This is a genomic window from Salinibacterium sp. NK8237 (assembly GCF_015864955.1).
Lineage (GTDB): Bacteria > Actinomycetota > Actinomycetes > Actinomycetales > Microbacteriaceae > Rhodoglobus.
Genome location: NZ_JADYWE010000001.1, coordinates 1,401,588 through 1,421,964, shown reverse-complemented (window position 1 = coordinate 1,421,964; position 20,377 = coordinate 1,401,588). Strand labels below are relative to the sequence as shown.

The following is a 20,377-nucleotide window of genomic DNA, read 5'->3' as shown; positions in this document are numbered from 1 at the left end:
TTCTTAATGTAGTGTTCAGCCATGCACACTTCTTCCCCTGTTCCAGGCGTCGTGCTGAACAACGGAATCACGATCCCGAGCCTCGGGTTCGGCGTGTTTCACGTTGAGCCGAAGGAGGCGAAAGGGGCCACCCTCGCTGCGCTCGAGCTGGGCTACCGTCACATCGACACCGCTCATGACATCGCCACCGAAGCGTGGTCTCCGATGGCTCAGGGCAAGGTGCTTAGTGATCCGACCATCGTGGCTGCTCGAGTGCCGCTCAAACCAACCTAGATCACCCTCTGAACTGAACTTTCTTGTAACACCACTACTTTCTATGGCAAAGGAGCCATCGTGGAATTTGTAGAACAGGGCTTTCGCCTCGCAGGGCAATGTGAGGTGGCGAAGTGAGCGCCGAAGACGCCCCGACGATCCTCCAGATGCGTTCCATCACCAAGGAATTTCCGGGGGTCAAGGCGCTTGAGGGTGTTTCGCTCGAAGTCCACGTTGGCGAAATCCATGCAATCTGTGGAGAAAATGGCGCAGGCAAATCAACCTTGATGAAGGTTCTGTCTGGCGTCTACCCGTTCGGTAGCTACGACGGGGACATTCTCTATCAGGGCTCCGTCGTGCGATTCGGCAATATCCGACAGAGCGAGGATGCCGGAATTGTCATCATCCATCAGGAGCTCGCTCTTATCCCGCTTCTCTCGATCGCCGAGAACATCTTCCTCGGCAATGAACCCACCAAGTGGGGTGCCATCGACTGGGTCGAAGTGAAGCGGCGCGCAACTCAGTTGCTGGCGCGAGTCGGCCTCGATGACGACCCCGATACTCTCGTCAAGGACATCGGCGTCGGTAAACAACAGCTTGTAGAAATCGCGAAGGCGCTCAACAAGTCCGTAAAGCTGCTCATTCTGGACGAACCGACTGCTGCCCTGAACGAGACCGATTCCCAGCATCTGCTAGATCTGCTGCGCGGACTCAAGGGGCGCGGCATCACAAGCATCATGATCTCGCACAAGCTCAACGAGATCGAAGCGGTTGCTGATTCCATCACGATCTTGAGGGACGGCCGGGCGATCGAGACGCTCGACGTGGCTCACGACGGAGTGGACGAGGATCGCATCATTCGCGGCATGGTTGGCCGTGTGCTTGAGAATAGGTTTCCGAAACGCACGTCGGAGATCGGCGAAGTCTTCTTCGAAGTCAAGAACTGGACGGTGCAACACCCGCAATCAGCCGACCGCTTGGTCGTCAAGAACACGAGCTTCACGGTGCGACGCGGGGAGGTTGTCGGGTTTGCCGGGCTCATGGGCGCCGGTCGTACCGAACTCGCGATGAGCCTCTTTGGCCGTTCTTATGGAACGTTCCTCGCCGGCCAGATTTTCAAGGATGGCAAGGAGATCCGTAACCGCAGCGTGAGTGACGCTATCGACAATGGAATCGCCTACGTCAGTGAGGATCGCAAGGCTCTCGGCCTCAACCTTCTTGACGACATCAAGACTTCGGTCACTGCCGCCAAGCTTTCGAAAATCGCAAAGCTCAGCGTTGTCGACAAGGTCGAGGAGTTCATAGTCTCTGAGCGCTATCGCAAGAGTCTCCGGATCAAAACCCCGACAGTGAACGAGGGTGTGAACAAACTTTCGGGCGGGAACCAACAGAAGGTGGTTTTAGCCAAATGGATGTTCACCGACCCCGATCTGTTGATTCTCGACGAGCCCACGCGAGGTATCGATGTCGGCGCTAAGACTGAGATCTACGGCATCATCCGAGACCTCGCGGCTTCGGGCAAGGGCGTCATCATGATCTCGTCGGAACTCCCCGAACTCCTTGGTGTCTCCGACCGCATCTACACGATCTTCGAAGGCGCCATCACGAACGAGATGACGGCGGAGCACGCAAACCCTGAATCCCTCATGCGCAGCATGACCTCCTCAATCAAGAAGGCCTCGTAGCTATGACCGACAAAGATACCCCTGTTAAGTCTCCCTTCCGGTTCCGCGACCTGAGCAAGATGTTCGGCAGTGACCAGTCGAGTGGGCGAAAGTTTGGCATCCTGGGTGCCCTTATCGTGATCATCGTCCTGTTCCAGGTGCTGACCGGCGGAAAGACCCTCGACCCGGTCAACCTCATCAATCTGATCAACGGCAACGCCTATGTGTTGGTTCTCGCGGTTGGCATGGTGATGGTGATCGTCGCTGGCCATATCGACCTGTCGGTCGGGTCGGTCGCCGCGTTTGTGGGCATCGTCGTGGCCCAATCTATGTATGTGACCAATCTGCCGTGGCCTCTGGCTATGGTGCTGGGACTCGTTGTTGGCGCCCTCGTCGGTGCGTGGCAGGGATGGTGGGTCGCCTATGTCGGGGTGCCCGCCTTCATCGTGACGCTCGCGGGTATGTTGCTGTTCCGTGGGGCGAACCAGTTCGTGGGCAATTCGACTTCCATTCCAGTGCCTCGTGAATTTACCTTCATCGGCGGCGGTTTCCTTCCGGATTTCGGCCCCGACTTCGGCTTTTCCAATCCAACCCTTCTCCTTGGCGCGATCGTCGCAGTCGCTGTCGTCTGGCAGGAGCGCGCCGCGCGTCGTGCCCAGCGCAAGATGGGGGCGACGCCCGCCCCAGTCTGGGTGTCCGCAGTGAAAGTCTCGTTGCTGCTCGCGGTAGTTGTTTTTGCGACGGTGCTCTTCGCCACCGGCCGTGTGGGAACCAGCTATCCGATCGCCGGTGTGGTCCTCGGGGTGTTGGTGCTTGGTTATTCGTTCCTGACCAACAACACCACGATTGGCCGGCATATCTACGCGCTGGGCGGCAACTGGCGTGCTGCGGAGCTCTCTGGAGTAAATATCCGCCGGGTCAACTTCTTTGTCATGGTCAACATGTCGATCATTGCCGCGATCGCGGGCATGCTGTGGATCGCACGCTCAGTGGCGTCCGGCCCTGGTGATGGCGTCGGCTGGGAACTTGACGCAATCGCCGCGGTCTTTATTGGCGGCGCGGCGGTATCCGGTGGAATCGGCACCATCGTTGGCTCCATTATTGGCGGCTTGGTCATTGCGGTGCTCAACAACGGACTCCAACTCCTTTCAGTCGGCGCCGATCGAGTGCAGATGATCAAGGGCCTCGTATTGCTGATCGCGGTCGGAATCGACGTCTATTCCAACCGCCAAGGAAAGCCGTCGATTATCGGTCTTCTGACACGTAACAGAAAGTCGCCGGATGGCCTTTCCGGCGACTCCAAGCCCCCCACCCCCACGGGTGGGTCACGAGAAAAGGCGCGACCGAAGTCCTCTGATAGCGAGGACTGAATCGCGCCACCCTCCACCCCAAGTAATGCACCAGAGAAGAGAGATCAATGAAGAAACTCACTATCGGGGCGATGGCCCTTGCTGCAGCATTAGCGCTGACCATGTCAGGTTGCTCTGCTCGCTCCGACACTAGTTCGACCGAAGCTGGAGCTGGTTTCGACGCGGATTCATCAATCGGTATCGCACTGCCAGACAAGACGTCGGAGAACTGGGTCCTTGCCGGCGAGTTGTTCACCGACGGCCTCACCGAAGCCGGCTTCACGCCTGACGTGCAGTACGCGCCTGCGAGCAACACGGTGGCCGAACAGCAAAACCAGATCACGTCAATGATCACCAACGGTGCGAAGGTGATTGTCATCGGCGCCAAGGATGGCGCTCAACTCGCAGCCCAGGTCGAGACTGCCCGCGACGCCGGAATCACCGTCATTGCGTATGACCGCCTCATCCTGAACACCGACGCTGTTGATTACTACATCTCGTTTGACCCGTACGCCGTAGGCGTGCTGCAGGGCGAAGCACTGCTTGAGGGTCTCGCGGCGACGTACCCAGATAAGTCGACTTACAACGTCGAACTGTTTTCTGGTTCGCCTGACGACAACAACTCGGGTGTCTTCTTCAACGGGGCCATGAGCGTGCTCCAGCCAAAGATTGACGACGGAACTCTCGTCGTAGTCTCCGGTGAGACTGAGCTCGCTCAGACCGCGACTCAGGGCTGGCTTGCACAGAACGCCCAGAGCCGCATGGACACACTCCTTGCCGGCTACTACCAGAGCACCGACCTTGACGGAGTTCTCTCCCCGAACGACACTCTGGCTCGCGCCATCCTTGAGTCTGTTCGTAGTGCCGGAAAGGATCTGCCGATCCTGACCGGTCAAGACTCCGAGGTCGAGTCGGTCAAGTCGATCGTCGCCGGTGAGCAGTACATGACGGTCTACAAGGACACCCGTGCCCTCGTAGCAGCGGTCATTGACATGGTCTCGGAACTGCAGGCTGGAAACGAGATCTCCGAGATCAACGACACCGAGACGTACGACAACGGCGTAAAGGTCGTTCCCTCGTACCTGCTCGCACCGGTGGCCGTGACGAAGGACAACGCTGCTGAAGTGTATGCAGAGAACCCTTCGCTTGCACCGCTGACCGAATAGCGCTCTGCGGGTGAACGGGGCTCGCTCAAGAATCCCGTCCACCCTCTTTGCCTACACGCGCAATTGAGGAGTGTAGGCAGGCGGCAATGGACCGTGTGCGGTGCGCCAGTCGTGGTGGCTGGCGCATCGCACACGTGTTTAAGCGCGTACATGTCGCTCAGAGCGCGCTCCGGAGGAACACCTTTTCCGGGTGTTGCAACGCCGTCGAGTGGGGCTTGAGAAGGCGCACAGAGGGCAAAAAAATGACCCTCGCCCAGTAGAAGCCCGGGAAAGGGTCAAGTGGCTCCGACGGGCGTCGATCCCGTGACCTCACAATTTTCAGTCGTGCGCTCTACCAACTGAGCTACAGAGCCGTAAGAGTTTCCTCCTACTCGTGAAGGTTTCCCTCCACTACAGAAAAAGCCCCTCCTTTCGAAGAGGCATTCTGTTTGCGACCCTGACCGGACTTGAACCGGCGACCTCCGCCGTGACAGGGCGGCGCGCTAACCAACTGCGCTACAGGGCCAAGCTATTAAATTCTGTGTGTGTCTGGTGACCCCAACGGGATTCGAACCCGTGCTGCCGCCGTGAAAGGGCGGTGTCCTAGGCCACTAAACGATGGGGCCTCGAAGTCACAGAACTTCTTAGCTACCGAGGGAAAAGCATACGGTGCGTTTCGCAATTTACCAAACTGAGAAGCAAACTATTTTGTATCTCGCGAAACGCTTTTTCCAACAGGCTCAAATGTACCCGACTTTTGCGTCACCAGATACTACGTTCAGTAAGTGGTTGAGACTTTGGTGCCGAGGGGAATAACGATGGTCATGCAGGCAAGTCGGAAGGCCGTGGCACAACGAACTCTGCGCACTCGAGTTTTCCGTGTCATTGGCTTCGCTGCAGCGCTGAGCCTCGTTCTTGGCGCGAGCGTCGTTGCCGGTTCCAGCGAGGCGGCATTCGCCGATGATTACCCCACCTGGAGCGACGTCACCGAAGCCCGCGATGACGAGGCTGCAACCGAAAAGGTTGTAGAGCGGATCACGGCAGCACTCGTTCAGCTCGAGGCTGACGCCGCAGCCGCCCAGAAAGAGGCTGAAGAAAAAGGCAACATCTGGCAAGAGGCTGACACGAAGTACCAGGCCAAGGCCACCCAGACCGCGACATTACAAGAGCAAGCGGATGCCGCAAGCGCCGAGTCCGATGAAGCTGAGACGCGCATCGGTGAGCTTGCTGCGCGGCTCGTGCGTGCCGGCGGAGGCGACGTAACCACGAGCCTTTTGGCCAACTCGCAGGACGCGGATGCGCTGCTCTACAACCTGGGGATGTCGTCGAAGATTTCGCAGCAGACATCCGCTTTGTTCGAGAGTGCCGTTCAGGCTCGCAACACTGCTCAGTCACTGAGCGATGCTGCCGAAGTGGCTCGCGCGGAGCTTGAGGTTCTCAAGATCGCCGCTGAAACGGCTTTCGTTGAGGCCCAAGCTGCGGCCCAGGCTGCCGAAGATGCTCTCGCCGAGCAGCAGGAGCGCAAGATCGAATTCGACGCTCAGCTTGCCGCGTTAACTTCCGCTCGCGAGGCAACGGAAGATAGCTATCTGGAGGGCGTACGCAAGCGCGAAGCTGCGCGCGCTGCTGCAGAGGCAGCGGCGCAGGTTCCGAACTTGGATGCTGGTGAGATCAGCCTGAGTGGCTGGGCGCGGCCCGCGGGTGGATATATCACTTCGGTATACGGCTATAGCTCGAATTACGGTTCCAGCTTCCATAAGGGAACCGATATCGGTGCCAGTTGCGGCGCTGGCATTTACGCTGCGTCGAGCGGCACCGTTGTCTATGCCGGCTATGGCTGGAATGGCGGCTACGGAAACTACATCATCATCGAGCACTCTGGCGGTGTGCGAACCGCGTATGGCCACATCGTCGACGGCGGCATTGAGGTCTCTTCTGGGCAGAGTGTGGCCGTCGGTACGAAGATCGCCAGCGTTGGTTCGACCGGAAATTCCACCGGATGCCATCTTCACTTTGAGGTGCGCCCGAATAGTTGGGATACGACGAACCCGGTGCCGTTCATGGCGGGTCAAGGCATCCAACTCGGCTAAAGCCTGAGATCGCGCTCGCGCTGAGGAAAACCTAGCGAAGTGCGCATTCAACAAAAGGTTGAGACTTTTGGGCCGCGTGTTGTTAGTGTGGTCAATGTTATTCGTGTGACTAATGGCCATTGGTTCACGCTCAACACCTGCTTAGGGGACTAATGAACGTCACGCATGCGCGTCGGGGGACCGCAACGAAGCTCGCGCTTCGCTCACTCACTTTCAGAATTGTTGGCTTCACAGCCGTGCTCAGCCTTGTCGTTGGCGGCAGTCTGTATGCCGGAAGCAATCAACCAGCCTTCGCTGATGACTACCCCACGTGGAGTGACGTCACTGAGGCCCGCAACAACGAGGCTGCGACGCAAAAGGTTGTCGACCGCATCAAGGCTGCTCTCATTGAGCTTGGAGCTCAGGCCGCTGACGCCCAAAGGGAGTCAGAGGAAAAGGGCAACATCTGGCAAGACGCCGATACCGCCTACCAAGCTAAGTCTGCCCAGACTGACGCATTGCAAGAGCAAGCGGATACCGCCAACACTGAAGCGGAAGAAGCTGAGCAACGAATTGGTGAGCTTGCCGCGCGTCTGGTCCGTGGCGGCGGCGGCGATGTGACCACGAACCTTCTCGCTAACTCCGAAGATGCCGACGCGCTGTTGTACAACCTCGGGATGTCGTCGAAGATCTCGCAGCAGACATCCGCGCTTTTCGATAACGCTGTTCAAGCCCGCAACACGGCGCAGTCGCTCTCTGACGCTGCCGAAGTGGCTCGTGCAGAGCTCGAATTGCTGAAGATCGCTGCGGAAGAAGCCTTCGAGGAGGCTCAAGCGGCTGCCGTGGCGGCTGAAGCAGCGGTTGCGGAACAGCAGGAGCGCGAGATCGAGTTCGACGCTCAGCTCGCCGCCCTCACCTCTGAACGCGTAACGACAGAAGCTGATTACCAAGCGGGCGTGCAGAAGCGCGAAGAAGAGCGCATCGCTGCAGAAAAGGCTGCTGCTGCTAAAGCTGCGGCAGCCGCCAAAGCCGCGGCGGCTGCTGCGGCAGCAGCCGCAGCGGCCAACCCAAGTTCGCCAGCGGCAGGCTCAGGCTCCTCAAGCGCTAACGGTTGGACCAAACCTGCCTACGGCTACATCACGTCGGTGTATGGGTACAGCTCGAACTACGGTTCCAGCTTCCACAAGGGAACCGATATCGGTGCGGGTTGCTACTCAGATATTTATGCGGCATCGAGCGGAACCGTGGTTTACGCCGGTTATGGCTGGAACGGCGGCTACGGAAACTACATCATCATCGAACACGCCGGCGGAGTACGAACCGCTTATGGCCACATCGTGGCCGGGGGCATCAAGGTCTCAACCGGTCAATCAGTGACCGTCGGAACCCGTATTGCCCAGGTCGGCTCAACGGGAAACTCCACCGGTTGCCACTTGCACTTCGAAGTGCGCCCCAACGGCTGGGACACCACCAACCCTGTGTCGTACATGTCTTCCAAGGGCGTCAGCCTCGGCTAGAGCCACGGGCTGCGGCCCCGTTCGTCACTCTTAAACGCCAATGGCGGATGCTCTCGAGCATCCGCCATTGGCGTTTAGCGCGTTAAGCGCGACAGAAGTTCTTAGTGACCTTCGGCCTTGAGCTTTTCGAAGCCAGCCTGAACGATCGCGTCAGCTTCTGCTGCGTCGCCCCAGCCATCGATCTTGACCCACTTGCCGGGCTCGAGGTCTTTGTAGTGCTCGAAGAAGTGCTCGATTTCCTTGCGCGTGAACTCAGGAACATCGCCCAGGTCCTGAATGTGCGACCAGCGCGGGTCCTTGGCTTGAACGCAAATGACCTTGGAGTCGATTCCGCCGTCGTCGCTCATGTTGAGCACAGCGACCGGGCGAACCGAGATGCCAACACCGGGGAAGGTGGGGGCGTCGAGCAGAATCAGGGCGTCTACGGGGTCACCGTCGAGGCCGAGAGTGTTCTCGAAAAAGCCATAATCGGTGGGGTAGGCGAAAGTCGTGAAGAGGTAGCGGTCAAGATAAACACGACCAGTTACGTGGTCAACTTCGTACTTGTTCCGGCTTCCGCGCGGAATCTCAACGACAACGTCGTATGCGGCCATCTAGGTGCTCCTAAGAAAAATGTGGGGTTGCTGCAATAACGTTACTGGATGCACTCCGACAGACGCCCCCGTCTTACGCCCGCAATTGCTGATGTTCGGCGTGCTGTGCGCACTGCGCTTGCCTCATTGCCCTCAACTTCTGGTTCAGAACCGCTCGTTCTTGTCGCCCTCAGCGGAGGCCCCGACTCTCTCGCGCTGGCGGCCGCGACGGCCTTCGAAGCCTCCAAGGCTGGCCTGCGAGCCGGCGCCGTGATCGTCAATCACAACCTTCAAGACGGGTCAGCGGATGTCGCCGCCGCCGCCGCGCAGAAAGCTCGCGACCTCGGGCTCGATCCCGTCGACATCCGCTCGGTTCTCGTCGGAGACGCCGGAGGCCCCGAGTCTGCCGCCCGTGACGCGCGCTACGCGGCGCTCGCTGAAGCCGCCGCCGAGCATGGCGCGATCCGGGTGCTGCTCGGTCACACCCTCGACGACCAGGCCGAAACCGTGCTGCTTGGCCTTGCCCGCGGCAGCGGAGCGGGCAGCCTCAAAGGGATGGCGGTCGATACCGGCCAGTACTTGCGGCCGCTGCTGGCAGTGCCGCGAACCACGACCGTTCAGTGCTGCGAAGACTCCGGAATCGTTCCGTGGAACGACCCGCACAACCTCGATACCTCGTATACGCGAGTGCGGGTTCGGCAGACTGTTTTGCCGCTGCTGGAGAGTGAGCTTGGCCCCGGCATCCGTGACGCTCTCGTGCGCACCGCCGATCAAGCGCGCGAAGATGCCGAAGCGCTCGATCATTTTGCCGAAGAAATCGCGGAAGATTTAGCCGAGATTTCGGAGGCAGGAATCTCGTTGCCGGTGCGCGCGCTTGCAGCGAATCCGGCCGCTCTTCGCCAGCGTTTGATTAGGTTGGCGGTGGCCAGCGAGTTCCATGTCTCACTCAGCCGCACCCACACTCTGGAGATCGCACGCCTCGTCACCGACTGGAGGGGGCAGGGACCGATCGACGTTCCCGGCGTTAGGGTTGAACGACGAGAGAACCTTCTCCACTTTTCGGCCCACAGTGAGGAACGCGATGCAGTTTAGCGATGTCGAAGGAGACCTCAGCGAGGTCCTTCTGACCCAGGAAGAGATCCACGAGAAGATCGCCGTGATGGCGCGTCAGATCGAGGCCGATTATGCCGGCGAGAAGCTGCTGCTGGTCGGGGTGCTGCGCGGTGCCGTCATGGTGATGGCTGACCTCGCTCGCGAACTTGCTCTTCCCATCGAGATGGATTGGATGGCCGTCTCCTCGTATGGCGCCGGCACGCAGTCCTCGGGTGTCGTTCGCATCCTCAAAGACCTCGACAGCGACCTTGAGGGCCGCAAGGTGCTCATCGTTGAAGACATCATCGACTCTGGCCTCACGCTCTCGTGGTTGCTCGGCAACCTGCGCAGCCGTGGCGCTGCCTCGGTGGAGATCTGCACCCTGCTGCGTAAGCCGGATGCCGCCAAGGTCGAAGTAGACGTCAAGTACGTCGGTTTCGACATCCCCAACGCGTTCGTGATCGGCTACGGCCTCGACTATGCCGAGAAGTACCGCAACCTGCGCGGCGTCGCAGTGCTCGCACCCCACGTCTACGCCTAGGGCTCGCTGAATGAGGGCGAAGGCAGCAATCGATCAGGCGACCGATGAAATTGTTGGTCTGTTTGAGAATCGGGTAGCGGAGCAGAAGGCACCAGCGTCGTTCTTCGCGGTGTTCGGGCCCGATGGCATCGTGCTGGAGGGTGGCTACGGCGAGAAGGTTCTCGGCGAGGGCAATGCTCCCGATCGCGACACGGTGTTCCGCATCGCGTCGTGCACCAAGAGCTTCACGTGCACGATGCTCTTGATGCTGCGCGATCGTGGCCAGCTCACCCTCGATGCGCCGATCACTGACTTTGTTCCGGCATTCACGGCGCTCGAGCCCGCGGCTGCTCCCGTGACTCCGAGTGTGCGGCAGCTCATGACGATGTCGGCCGGGTTCCCCACCGATAACCCGTGGGGTGACCGCGTGGAAGAAATGACGCGAGCCGAGCTCGACGAGTTCATGGCGGCGGGCATCCGTTACTCAAGCCTGCCCGGTACTCGCTTTGAGTACTCGAATCTTGGCTACGCTCTGCTCGGTGAGGTTATCGCCGAGATCACGGGTCGTCCCTACATCGAGGCGATTGCTGCCGAAATTCTCGAACCCCTTGGCCTCACCTCGACACGCTTCGAGGAAGACGCGGATGCCGATGTCGCCCGCGGCTACCGGCTCGCGAATGGGCAGTGGCAGGTTCAGCCGTTCACTGGCCCTGGAGTCTTTTCTTCCATGGGTGGCCTATTTTCTAGCGCGACCGACCTGGTGCGGTGGTCGCTGTGGCTCGCTGGTGCCCTCGACCCTGACGACACCTCAGACGGACCGCTGTCAGCCGCCAGCCGTCGCGAATTGCAGCAGATTCAGCGGGTTGTGCCCGAGGGCAAGTCGAAGGTCGCCGAGTTCTCGGAGCCGACCGCTCACGGTTATGGCTACGGTCTGTTTATCGATGAGGGCACGACGAAGATCGTGTCTCACTCGGGCGGCTACCCCGGAGTGAGCGCTCACATGCGCTGGCACGCCCCGACCGGGCTCGGCATTGTGGCGTTCGAGAACGGCACCTTTGCGGCATCCTCGACCCCGGCTACTCAGGCTTTGCAGGCCGCATTGAATGCGTATGGCGAGCTGACAACTCCGGCACCGGCGTGGCCGGAAACTCTCGAAGCCCGCGCCGTCTTCGATGGCCTCGTTCGCGAGTGGGACACCCCGACCGCAGAGGCACTCGCGGCCGTGAACCTTGCGCTCGATGTTCCGTGGCCAGAGCGTATTGCGGGCATTGCTAAAGCGATTGCAGACGTTGGCCCGCTGACCGGTGCGCCGCTCACCGAATTGCCCCGCACGCTCAGCGACACCCCTGCCGTGACCAACTGGACAATCAATGGCGAACGCGGTCGCATCAAGTGCCACATCTTGATGAGCCCTGAATTGCCACCGCGCGTGCAGACCTTCGCCGTCACCACCGAAACTGACTAACCGCAGCAACCCCGCGTAGACCGCATTACGCCGAGGGCAAACATGCAGTGGTCTTGCAGCGCGATAACGGTAACCTTGCACCACGTTTCTTCAGAGAGAGGCACTGGGTCGCCCGACCCGGAACATCATGGATTTTAAGCGCATTTTCCGCGGCCCCATTCCGTACATCATCATCGGTATCGCCGCCGTCTCCATCGCCGCGAGCTTTCTCCTCGGCGAGGGCTACAAAGAGATCACCACGCAAGAAGGTCTCGACCTTCTTCAGGGATCGACGGTGTCCTCCGCCACGATCATTGACGGCGAGCAGCGTGTAGACCTCGAGCTTTCCAAAGCCGACGGCGACAATGGCACGAAGGTGCAGTTCTACTACGTAGCGCCCCGTGGCACCGAGATTGTCTCGGCGATCAACGGTGCTGACGTCTCCGAGTTCAACGACCAGGTTCCTCAAGAGAACTTCTTCGTCTCCTTCCTCTCGATCATGCTGCCGTTCCTCATCATCGGCATCATCTTCTTCTTCATCTTCAGCCGCATGCAGGGTGGCGGCGGCAAGGTCATGCAGTTCGGCAAATCGAAGGCCAAGCTCGTGGGTAAAGACACCCCGCAGGCCACTTTTGCGGATGTCGCTGGTGCTGACGAAGCCATCGAAGAGCTCGAAGAAATCAAAGACTTCCTGAAAGAACCGGCCAAGTTCTTGGCTGTTGGCGCCCGCATCCCGAAGGGCGTACTGCTGTACGGCCCTCCCGGAACGGGTAAGACCCTGCTGGCCAAGGCCACTGCGGGTGAAGCTGGCGTGCCGTTCTACACAATCTCTGGTTCTGACTTCGTTGAAATGTTCGTGGGTGTCGGTGCAAGCCGTGTTCGCGACCTCTTCGAGCAGGCCAAGCAGAATGCTCCCGCAATCATCTTTATCGATGAGATCGATGCTGTCGGTCGTCACCGTGGTGCCGGAATCGGTGGCGGTAACGATGAGCGCGAGCAGACCCTCAACCAGTTGCTGGTCGAGATGGATGGTTTCGACGTGAACGCCAACGTCATCCTCATCGCCGCAACAAACCGCCCTGACGTTCTCGACCCCGCGCTTCTGCGCCCCGGTCGTTTCGACCGCCAGATCGGTGTGGATGCTCCCGACAAGATCGGCCGCAAACAGATTCTCGAAGTGCACGCCAAGGGCAAGCCCATGGCCGAGGGCGTTGACCTCGAAGTGCTCGCTCGCAAGACGCCAGGCTTCACCGGTGCTGACCTCGCGAACGTGCTCAACGAAGCAGCCTTGCTCACCGCGCGCTCCAACGCGCAGCTCATCGACAACCGTGCCCTCGACGAGGCCGTTGACCGAGTCATGGCTGGCCCACAGCGTCGTTCGCGTCTCATGAACGACAAAGAGAAGCTCGTCACGGCATACCACGAGGGTGGTCACGCGGTGGCTGCCGCCTCGATGCGCAACACCGACCCCGTCACGAAGATCACCATTCTTCCTCGCGGCCGTGCCCTCGGTTACACGATGGTCATGCCGCTCGAAGACAAGTACTCCGTGTCGCGTAACGAGCTGCTCGATCAGCTCGCCTACGCGATGGGTGGCCGGGTTGCAGAAGAAATCGTGTTCCACGACCCGACGACCGGGGCATCCAACGACATCGAGAAGGCCACCTCGATCGCCCGCCGCATGGTTACCGAATACGGCATGAGTGCCCGAGTCGGTTCCGTGAAGCTGGGCAGTGCATCGAGCGAACCATTCATGGGTCGCGACATGAGTTCGAGCCGCGAGTACTCCGATGAGCTGGCCAAGATCATTGACGAAGAAGTCCGTCTGCTGATCGAGAAAGCTCACGACGAGGCCTGGCAGATGCTCAACGAGAACCGCAAGGTGCTCGACACGATCGCGCTTGAGCTGATGGAGAAAGAGACCCTCGACCACGTTGAGCTCGACAAAATCTTCGAGGGAATGGCCAAGCTTCCTGAGCGCCCCCAGTGGCTCTCGAGCGACGCGCGCCCTGTCTCGCAGTTACCTCCCATCACGGTGCCCAAGAAGAAGGTCGCGGAGGCTGAGGCGAGCGACAGCGACGAGTCCACGCCTTCGAAGCCGGCACGCACCCCACGGCCACGTAAGTCGCCCGGGGTAGCAACGGCCTAGGGACACCATGTCGATCGACCTCGCACGCATTGAAGCTGCGGTAGCCGAGATTTTGGATGCCGTCGGCGAAGACCCCACGCGGGCAGGCCTCACCGCCACCCCGCGTCGGGTCGCCGAGGCGTACTCCGAGTTCTTCGCGGGCAACACGATCGACCCCCTCGTGCACCTCTCCGACAGCATCGAATTCACCGCGAAAGCGGATCAAACGGGCGAGCTTGTGCTCGTGCGCGACATCGAGTTTCGGTCGATGTGTGAACACCACCTGTTGCCGTTTCTGGGCGTCGCGCATGTCGCCTACGTTCCAGACGAACGCATCATCGGCTTGGGCAATATTGCCCGGGTCGTGGAGACGATTGCCGCGCGTGCCCAACTGCAAGAGCGGCTGACCGAAGAGATCACCGACGCGATCAATACGGGGTTGTCGCCGCGGGGCGTGCTCGTTGTTATCGATGCCGTTCACGGTTGTGTGTCCGCTCGCGGACCGCGCCAGACCGCTAGCTCCACTGTGACCTTGGCGTCTCGTGGAGTTCTCAGCGATCCGGTAGAGCGCGCTGAAGTAATGGCGCTCATCGGCCGAGGTGGCGATGCGTAGAAACCCTCGCGTGGCGGTTCCCCAAGTTATGGGCATCCTGAATGTCACGCCTGATTCTTTTAGCGACGGCGGGCAGTTCGAACACGTCGACGCCGCAATCGCGCGCGGCATCGAACTGCGCAATCAGGGCGCGGATGTCGTCGATGTCGGCGGCGAATCGACTCGCCCCGGTGCCGAACGGGTGTCGGCCGCGGCGGAACAGCAGCGCGTAATCCCGGTGATCAAGGCCCTCACGGCTGAAGGCGTGACCGTGAGCGTTGACACTATGAATGCCGAGACTGCACTGGCCGCGGCGGAGGCGGGAGCATCCATCATCAACGATGTTTCTGGTGGGCTTGCTGACCCGGACATGTACCGCACGGTTGCCGAAACGGATCTGCTTTACATTGCGATGCACTGGCGGGGGCACAGCACCACGATGGGGCAGCTCGCGCACTATGACGATGTTGTCGCGGATGTGCGCCGTGAGCTAAAGGCTCGACTGGCCGAGATGATGGTGTGGGGAGTGAAGCCCACACGGGTCGTGCTTGATCCGGGTCTCGGTTTCGCGAAAGACGCCCGCCACAACTGGGCGCTGTTAGCGCGCATCGACGAGATTGCTTCGCTCGGGCATCCGGTGCTCATCGGGGCATCACGCAAGCGCTTTCTCGCCAAAATGCTCCCCACCGATGCGCCACCGGCCGACCGCGATCTTGCAACCGCAGTGATCAGCAACGTTTCCGCCGAAGCGGGGATGTGGGCCGTGCGCGTGCACGATGTCCCGTCTACGCAGGTGGCTCTTTCCGTCTATCGAGCGATGCAGAAGGGCAAGAAACGATGAATCCCGCACTGGACGAAATCACTCTCACCGGCCTGCGTGCCACCGCCTTCCACGGCGTCTTCGACCACGAGCGTCGCGACGGCCAAGTCTTCGTGATCGACGCGACCGTGTATCTCGACTTCGCCGCCGCTGCGCGCACCGACGACCTTGACCGCACGATTCACTACGGTGTTTTAGCCGAAGAGATCGTGGCCGCCGTCGAGAGCAATCCCGTTGATCTCATCGAGACGGTTGCCGAACGCATCGCCGCCGTAGTGCTCGCGCACGAGGCTGCGGTGAGCACCAAGATCACGCTGCACAAACCAGAAGCGCCCATCACCGTGCCGTTCACTGATGTTTCGGTCACGATCACCCGCCAGCGCGCCGCCCGTGCCCAGGCTGCCGGTTTTAGCGCAGAACCGCAGCCACTGCGATGATGCGCCAGCAACGACTCCACGTCGAGTTGCCGGTGATGCTCGCCATTGGCAGTAATCTCGGCGACCGCGAAACCACTCTGCGCGACGCGGTGCACGCCATCAACCGCATCGACGGTGTGACAGTGGATGCCGCCTCCAGCATTGTGCAGACGCCGGCTCTGAAACTCTCCGGCGTCGACCACTCTGCGCCCGCGTATCTCAATGCGGTGGTGTTAGCGCGCAGTTCGCTGGAGCCCCACGCCCTCCTCGCCGAATTGCAACGCGTCGAAGCCGAGCATGGCCGCGTGCGCGATGAACGCTGGGGCGACCGCACGCTCGATATCGACATCATTTCTTTCGCGCACCTGCAGGTGGACGATGAGCTGCTGACGATTCCGCATCCGCGCGCCGCCGAACGATCGTTTGTGCTTGTGCCGCTGCTGCAGCTCGACCCGCACACGCAGCTCGCCGGAGTCGGAAGCGCGGCAGACGCCCTCGCTGGCATCGAGAATGACGCCACCGAGTTTGAGGCAGCGCCACTGTGGTAGCCCGCACGTCAGCCGTGCACTTGGTGACGATAGCCGCGGCGGGAGCAGTCGTCGGCTGGTTGCTCGAAGTCGTGCTCACGGCATCCGGAAATCCCATTGTGACTCCCTCGGTCGCATTGGCGGTGTCGCTCTTCTTGATCGCCGTGATCGTGGTCGTTCTGGCAGTACCGATCTACCGCTCATCACGCGGACTGCGCAAAGAACGCGTGAATCCCTTCTTCGCGCTGCGTGTCGTCGTGCTCGCGAAAGCATCAGCGTTCGCTGGGGCTCTGCTCGGGGGAACCGCCCTCGGCATCGCGGTCTACCTGCTGAGTCGCACCGTTTCTCCCGAAACTGGCGCCATCGCCACGAGCTTTGTCGTTTCGGCTGGCGCGATAGTGTTGCTGATCGCAGGATTGGTTGCCGAATATTTGTGCACCATCCCGCCAGATGATGACGACCCGTCATCGCGGAACCCGATGGACCCTCAAGGAGCAGCGTGACCGAGCGACTCGATCTCCCCGGCGCCGAGTGGCGCGGCGTCTCCCGCAAGTACACGATCGTGGAAGCGGTCGGGCTGCTGATTACGGGCATCGTGCTCACCGTCGCCACCTCGATTCCCACCGTCCTGACCGGGATTCAGTGGCTTGCCGTGATTCCCGTTTCGCTTGGCATCATCTTCATCATCAACATCGCTCTCACCCCGCGACGCGTGCGCGCAATTGCCTACATGCTGCGTGAAGATGATCTGGTCTTTCGCCGCGGACTGATGTTCCGCCGCGTGGTTGCCGTGCCCTATGGCCGCATGCAGCTCGTAGACATCAACCGCGGACCCCTCGATCGCGCCGTCGGCCTCAGCGAACTCAAGTTCGTGACGGCAGCGGCATCCACCGGAGTCGTCATTCCCGGCCTGCCCGAGCAGGATGCTGAGGAGTTGAGAGACACGCTCGTCGCCCTAGCCGAAAGCCGCAGGGCCGGACTGTGAGCGAACCACGCGAACCCCTCGAACCCGGCGAGCCCGGCGTCCCGCTGGAGCCCGGCGAACCGCTCGACCCCGTTGAGCTGAACGTTCCCGAAAGCGCGCGCCGGCTCGCCGATGGCGAATGGCATCGCCTGCACCCGGCCACTCCGTTCTTGCGTGGAGGCATCGCCTTCGTGGCCATCATCGGTGTCGTCATCGTGAATGCCCGCGATATTTTTATCGACACCATCTTTGGTGGCGGCAGTCGCGAGCTGCGGTTCTTTGAACGCTTTGCCGAGTCCAGCCTGATCCTTTTAGCGATTCTCGCTGTCATCGTCATTCTTCTGCTGAGCGTTGGCGGCTTTTACTTGTCGTGGCGGATGCACACCTTCCGCATCACTGATGAGCTTGTCGAAGTGCGCAGCGGCGTGCTGTTCCGCACCAATCGTCGCGGTCGACTCGACCGTATCCAGGGCATCAATATTTCACGGCCGTTCTTGGCCCGTCTGTTCGGCGCAGCCAAACTTGAAGTGAATGTCGCCGGTCAGGACGCGAACGTTGAGTTGGCTTATCTGAGGTCTGCTGGGGCTGATGATCTGCGGGTCGCGATTTTGCAGCTCGCGTCGGGCACGCGGGCGGCCGAGGCTGCTGCCGCTGCAGAATCGGGAACCCAGACCGGCGTCACCGGTCTAGTGGGGTCGCGCGTCAACGAATTCTTGGCGCCCGAACTTGACCCCAACGCGGCCCCGCCCGAGTCGATTGTGCGCATCAGCATCCCGCGGCTCATCGGATCCCTCGTGCTCAGCGAAGCGACCATCATCGCGATTCTGGCGGGCATCGGCATCATCACGACGATCATCGTCACGGGTGACTACGGCTGGATCTTTGCTCTTCTGCCCGGGCTGCTCGGTCTTGGTGGCTATTTGGCATCGAGACTCACGCGGTCGCTTCGCTACTCGATCGCGTCAACGGATGACGGCATCCGAGTCGGCTACGGCTTGCTCTCGACAACAAACGAGACACTCCCGCCCGGCCGGATCCACGCTGTTGAGGTTTCGCAGCCGCTGTTGTGGCGCCCTGCCGGATGGTGGGAAATCAAGATCAACACTGCCTCGCAAGCGGCAAGCTCAAGCGGCGCAACCGCGAAAACCACACTGCTCCCGGTCGGAGATATGGCCGACGTGCACCGCGTGCTTCAACTCATCCTGCCGAGCCTCGCTGATGCCAAATCGCGGGAACTGCTCGAGTGCGGGCTCGCCGCTGGAGCCCACGACGACGAATACGTCACCTCGCCCAAGCGTGCGGCGTGGTTGCGCTGGTTCTCGTGGCGCCGCAACGGTTTCGTGCTGATTTCGGATGCCGTAGCGCTGCGCAAGGGAGCCATCTGGCGTTCGCTCATTCTGGTTCCGCAAGCGCGCATGCAGAGCGTCAGCATGCACGAGGGTCCGTTGCTGCGGCGGATGGGGCTCGCCGAGTTGCGAATTCACACTGTCGCCGGCCCGATTTCTGCCACCATCGGAGCACTCGATCGCGCCGATGTTGTGCGGTTCTTCGATGAGGTCGAGCATGCCGCTGTGCACGCCGCCGGTGTAGACACGAGTCACCGCTGGCGCAGTGCTGGTGCGAGAACCGAGTCTCCGACACCAACAACCCCCGAGGAACAGGCGTAATGGCACAGGCAGCGGGCCGGCTCGGAATCGGCATCATTGGCGCGGGCAAAGTAGGCCCGATTCTTGGTGCGGCGCTCGCGGGTGCTGGGCATGCGATTGTGGGCATCGCCGCGACGTCCGAGCGCAATCTTGAGCGCGCGAGCGCGATCCTTCCCGATGTTCCCGTGCTCGACATCCCGACTCTGGTTGAACGCAGTGAGCTCGTGATTCTGGCGATTCCTGAGGCTGAAATTGAGTCCTTTGCCAAGGGTCTCGCCGATGCGGGAGTGTGGCAGCCGGGGCAACTTGTGCTGCACACCGCGCCCGGGCTCGGCTATCGAGCGCTGGCGTCGGTGCTGGCGGTGGGAGCGATTCCGCTGGCGCTGCACCCGGCCATGGTCTTCACGGGAACGAGTCTCGATCTCACTCGCTTGCACGAAGCGTATTGCGCTGTCAGCGCGCCAACCCCGGTATTGCCGATCGCGCAAGCACTCGTCGTTGAGATGGGTGCCGAGCCGATTGTGATCGCTGAAGACGAGCGCGCGGCGTGGGCGGAGGCGGTCAGTATCGCGACCAGTTTCTCGGCCGCGATCGTCGGACAGTCCTTAGATTTGCTCGGTAGCGTCGGGGTGGATGCCCCCGCTCGTGTTCTTGGCCCGCTGTTGCGTTCCTCGGTCGAGAGTGCGCTCGCGCGTGCAACTGCGACTAGCATCGATGTTTCCTTGCTCGACCCCGAGTCGAGGCCCCATTCACAGGAGGACCCCTCGTGAGTTCACACCCCCGCCCGCAAGTCATTGAGACAGTCGCGGGTATGCGCGATGTTGTCGCGCACGAACGCGCCGCTGGCCGCACCATTGCTTTGACGCCAACGCTGGGCGCTCTTCACCAAGGGCATCTCGCTCACGTTGAGCGTGCCGCTGAACTTGCCGATGTTCGCATTGTGTCGATCTTTGTAAACCCCACCCAGTTCGGTGCTAACGAAGACCTCGATAAGTACCCGCGCACGATGGACCAAGACCTCGATATGCTCGGCGAGTTGGGTGTTCCTTACGTCTTCGCGCCCAGCGTGGAGGAGATGTATCCGAAGGGCCCATCCGCGCCAACCACAACGGTGTCCGCCGGTCAGATCGGCACCATGTTCGAGGGCAAGAGCCGCGCTGGCCACTTCGACGGCGTGCTTACGGTAGTCGCCAAACTGCTCGCGATCACGACTCCCCAGTTCGTGACTTTCGGCCAGAAGGATGCCCAACAGCTCTTTCTCGTTCGCCGCATGATCACCGACCTCAACATCCCCGTGCAGGTCGAAATCATCGAAACGGTGCGAGAAGAAGACGGTCTAGCCCTCTCGAGTCGCAACCAGTTCTTGGATGCCAGCCAGCGCCACGCGGCCGTCATCCTGTCGACCGCGTTGAAGGCTGCAAGCTCGGCCGCCGATAGCGGCCTCGATGCGGTCATTGCTGCAGCGCAGGGAGCTCTCATGGGGGAGTCTGGGGTCGAGCTCGACTACTTCACGATCGTCGACACCGAAACGTTCATGCCCGTGCCCGACGGCTACCGTGGCCCGGCAATCGCGCTCATTGCCGCACGCGTCGGCGACACTCGTTTGATCGACAACTGGACTCTTTACGTCGGGTAGCTTTCGCTCCTTGCTGCGACAGCG

At 60.9% G+C, this 20,377-nt stretch carries 20 protein-coding genes and 3 tRNA genes; 19 read left to right on the top strand and 4 right to left on the bottom strand.

Annotated features, from left to right (window positions below; all coding sequences use genetic code 11):
- The first annotated feature begins 21 nt into the window (after positions 1–21).
- The 4 genes from I6E56_RS15315 (at position 22) to I6E56_RS06890 (ending at position 4,431) form a co-directional block, all read left to right on the top strand.
- Complete coding sequence (locus I6E56_RS15315) at positions 22–273, top strand: hypothetical protein (RefSeq protein ID WP_197136926.1); 252 nt, start codon at positions 22–24, stop codon at positions 271–273.
- Positions 274–419: 146 nt separating this feature from the next.
- Complete coding sequence (mmsA, locus tag I6E56_RS06900) at positions 420–1,937, top strand: multiple monosaccharide ABC transporter ATP-binding protein (protein ID WP_197138181.1); 1,518 nt, start codon at positions 420–422, stop codon at positions 1,935–1,937.
- A 2-nt stretch (positions 1,938–1,939) separates the two neighbouring features.
- Positions 1,940–3,286 (top strand): multiple monosaccharide ABC transporter permease, encoded by a 1,347-nt coding sequence (mmsB, locus tag I6E56_RS06895; RefSeq protein ID WP_197136925.1) that lies wholly within the window; start codon positions 1,940–1,942, stop codon positions 3,284–3,286.
- 47 nt (positions 3,287–3,333) lie between these two features.
- The gene (locus I6E56_RS06890; RefSeq protein WP_197136924.1) at positions 3,334–4,431 is read left to right on the top strand and encodes a sugar-binding protein; all 1,098 of its coding nucleotides are present in this window, start codon (positions 3,334–3,336) and stop codon (positions 4,429–4,431) included.
- Between the two features lie 280 nt (positions 4,432–4,711).
- On the opposite strand, the gene I6E56_RS06885 is transcribed toward I6E56_RS06890, so the two are convergent.
- The 3 genes from I6E56_RS06885 to I6E56_RS06875 all read right to left on the bottom strand — a co-directional run bounded on the left by I6E56_RS06885 (position 4,712) and on the right by I6E56_RS06875 (position 5,036).
- A tRNA-Phe gene (locus I6E56_RS06885) sits at positions 4,712–4,784 on the bottom strand.
- A 78-nt stretch (positions 4,785–4,862) separates the two neighbouring features.
- Positions 4,863–4,936, bottom strand: a tRNA-Asp gene (locus I6E56_RS06880).
- Between the two features lie 24 nt (positions 4,937–4,960).
- Positions 4,961–5,036 (bottom strand) — tRNA-Glu (locus I6E56_RS06875).
- A 219-nt stretch (positions 5,037–5,255) separates the two neighbouring features.
- Here I6E56_RS06875 and I6E56_RS06870 point away from each other — a divergent pair.
- Both I6E56_RS06870 and I6E56_RS06865 read left to right on the top strand, forming a co-directional pair.
- Positions 5,256–6,500: a M23 family metallopeptidase gene (locus tag I6E56_RS06870; protein WP_307842799.1), complete on the top strand. Its 1,245-nt coding sequence runs from the start codon at positions 5,256–5,258 to the stop codon at positions 6,498–6,500.
- Positions 6,501–6,652: 152 nt separating this feature from the next.
- The gene (locus I6E56_RS06865; RefSeq protein ID WP_197136922.1) at positions 6,653–7,996 is read left to right on the top strand and encodes a M23 family metallopeptidase; all 1,344 of its coding nucleotides are present in this window, start codon (positions 6,653–6,655) and stop codon (positions 7,994–7,996) included.
- 101 nt (positions 7,997–8,097) lie between these two features.
- On the opposite strand, the gene I6E56_RS06860 is transcribed toward I6E56_RS06865, so the two are convergent.
- Entirely contained in the window at positions 8,098–8,589 is a 492-nt protein-coding gene (locus I6E56_RS06860) for an inorganic diphosphatase (protein ID WP_197136921.1), read from the bottom strand.
- Between the two features lie 48 nt (positions 8,590–8,637).
- Between I6E56_RS06860 and tilS the strand changes: the two genes are divergently transcribed.
- From tilS to panC, 13 genes are all read left to right on the top strand, one after another.
- Positions 8,638–9,660 carry a tRNA lysidine(34) synthetase TilS gene (gene tilS, locus I6E56_RS06855; RefSeq protein WP_197136920.1) on the top strand — a complete coding sequence of 341 codons (1,023 nt, stop codon included), beginning with the start codon at positions 8,638–8,640 and terminating at the stop codon, positions 9,658–9,660.
- On the top strand, positions 9,650–10,201 hold the full coding sequence (gene hpt, locus I6E56_RS06850) for a hypoxanthine phosphoribosyltransferase (protein WP_197106572.1): 552 nt from the start codon (positions 9,650–9,652) through the stop codon (positions 10,199–10,201). The genes tilS and hpt overlap by 11 nt, the downstream gene beginning before the upstream one ends.
- A 10-nt stretch (positions 10,202–10,211) precedes the next feature.
- Positions 10,212–11,645, top strand: coding sequence for a serine hydrolase (locus I6E56_RS06845; protein ID WP_197136919.1), 1,434 nt, complete (start codon positions 10,212–10,214; stop codon positions 11,643–11,645).
- Positions 11,646–11,772: 127 nt separating this feature from the next.
- Positions 11,773–13,773: an ATP-dependent zinc metalloprotease FtsH gene (gene ftsH, locus I6E56_RS06840; protein ID WP_197136917.1), complete on the top strand. Its 2,001-nt coding sequence runs from the start codon at positions 11,773–11,775 to the stop codon at positions 13,771–13,773.
- Positions 13,774–13,780: 7 nt separating this feature from the next.
- On the top strand, positions 13,781–14,365 hold the full coding sequence (gene folE, locus I6E56_RS06835) for a GTP cyclohydrolase I FolE (RefSeq protein ID WP_197136916.1): 585 nt from the start codon (positions 13,781–13,783) through the stop codon (positions 14,363–14,365).
- Between the two features lie 10 nt (positions 14,366–14,375).
- Positions 14,376–15,185, top strand: coding sequence for a dihydropteroate synthase (folP, locus tag I6E56_RS06830; RefSeq protein WP_307842798.1), 810 nt, complete (start codon positions 14,376–14,378; stop codon positions 15,183–15,185).
- A complete protein-coding gene (gene folB / locus I6E56_RS06825; protein WP_231606267.1) occupies positions 15,182–15,601 on the top strand; it encodes a dihydroneopterin aldolase in 420 nt (139 codons plus the stop codon). The genes folP and folB overlap by 4 nt, the downstream gene beginning before the upstream one ends.
- Positions 15,601–16,128, top strand: coding sequence for a 2-amino-4-hydroxy-6-hydroxymethyldihydropteridine diphosphokinase (gene folK, locus I6E56_RS06820; RefSeq protein WP_231606266.1), 528 nt, complete (start codon positions 15,601–15,603; stop codon positions 16,126–16,128). Before folB ends, folK begins: the two co-directional genes overlap by 1 nt.
- Entirely contained in the window at positions 16,122–16,610 is a 489-nt protein-coding gene (locus I6E56_RS06815) for a DUF3180 domain-containing protein (RefSeq protein ID WP_197136912.1), read from the top strand. Before folK ends, I6E56_RS06815 begins: the two co-directional genes overlap by 7 nt.
- Positions 16,607–17,092 (top strand): PH domain-containing protein, encoded by a 486-nt coding sequence (locus I6E56_RS06810; protein WP_197136911.1) that lies wholly within the window; start codon positions 16,607–16,609, stop codon positions 17,090–17,092. The genes I6E56_RS06815 and I6E56_RS06810 overlap by 4 nt, the downstream gene beginning before the upstream one ends.
- Complete coding sequence (locus I6E56_RS06805; protein ID WP_197136910.1) at positions 17,089–18,738, top strand: PH domain-containing protein; 1,650 nt, start codon at positions 17,089–17,091, stop codon at positions 18,736–18,738. Before I6E56_RS06810 ends, I6E56_RS06805 begins: the two co-directional genes overlap by 4 nt.
- Complete coding sequence (locus I6E56_RS06800) at positions 18,738–19,487, top strand: Rossmann-like and DUF2520 domain-containing protein (RefSeq protein ID WP_197136909.1); 750 nt, start codon at positions 18,738–18,740, stop codon at positions 19,485–19,487. The genes I6E56_RS06805 and I6E56_RS06800 overlap by 1 nt, the downstream gene beginning before the upstream one ends.
- Positions 19,484–20,353 (top strand): pantoate--beta-alanine ligase, encoded by an 870-nt coding sequence (panC, locus tag I6E56_RS06795; protein WP_197136908.1) that lies wholly within the window; start codon positions 19,484–19,486, stop codon positions 20,351–20,353. Before I6E56_RS06800 ends, panC begins: the two co-directional genes overlap by 4 nt.
- The last annotated feature ends 24 nt before the right edge of the window (positions 20,354–20,377 follow it).